Below are 1,155 nucleotides of genomic sequence, written 5' to 3'. Positions count from 1 at the left end.
AAATTAATCGATGAAATTCAAGCTTCAGACTTACCTAACGAACAAAAAGAAGCTTTAATTAATGAAATAAATTCATTCAAGGGAAAAGATGACAAAGCACCTGTAATTCTTGACAAAATTCGTGATCAATTTGATAAATTAAAAGAAATGCAAACAGATCCAATCTTAAGTCCTGAAGACAAAGCTAAATTAATTGAAGATGTTTTAGCTAATGATCCAAAAGACGAAAAATACTATGAAAAAGCTAAAAACATCGATAAAAAACAAAATGCAATTGATCAAATTAGACAAAATCAAAACTTAACTCCAGAACAAAAAGATTCAATTTCTCAAAACATTAGAGAATTAGATGAAACAAGCAATGATTTTGCTAGCCAATTAGATAAAGAATTAGCTAAAGCTGACTTAATCGCACAAATTCAAGCTAATACTAATCTAAGCGAAAATGAAAAAGCACAATTAGTTCAAGAAGTTCAAAACATTGAGAATAATTCTCCTAACTTCTTTGACCAATTAACCAATGAAAAAGCCAAATTGGCAATAATTGATCAAATACATGAAGACCGTAAAAGGGACATTTTATTAGATGAAAACCAAGAAGCTTTAATTGAAAAAGCTTTAAGTATAAACAATGATGACAATACAGTTCAAACAATTGATAAACTTGAACAAGAATTGACATTAATTAGAAAAATTAAACAGGATGACGACTTAACTTCAGAAGTTAAAGAAAAATTAATTAATTCAATTATTAACATTGATGAAAAAACTGATACATTTGCAAAAGATTTACAAAAAGTTGCTCAAAAATATGTTGATGTTAAAGAATTAATTAAATCAATGAATGATTTGGATGAATTGACCAACAATGCTAGTCAATGAAACAAATTAGACGATGATAGAAAAAGTGCTATTGATCATGGAATTAAGGTTTCAAAGGAAATCTTAAAAGATCTTGATAAAAACGATTCAGTAAAAATTGCTGATCAAACAGCAATCAATAAATCATTATTAGATTTCGAAGATAATCGCAAATGAGATTGAATTTTATTTGTTATAACTTCAATTGCTACCGCATTATCATTAGGAATCTTGTTGGCTATTCCAGCGATTAAAAACAAATTATTAAAATAAACTTAACATAAAAGATCAACC

1 protein-coding gene is annotated in these 1,155 nt (G+C 27.1%); it reads left to right on the top strand.

The genetic code is table 4. The features are described from left to right. The coding region (locus T395_RS03710; RefSeq protein ID WP_029513018.1) for a hypothetical protein at positions 1-1,134 on the top strand (1,134 nt) is incomplete at its 5' end. Between the last annotated feature and the right edge of the window lie 21 nt (positions 1,135-1,155).

The organism is Mycoplasmopsis iners ATCC 19705 (genome assembly GCF_000701805.1).
GTDB lineage: Bacteria > Bacillota_I > Bacilli_A > Mycoplasmatales > Metamycoplasmataceae > Mycoplasmopsis > Mycoplasmopsis iners.
Note: the sequence above shows the minus strand (reverse complement) of the source record. Positions and strands in the feature narration are given on the sequence as shown.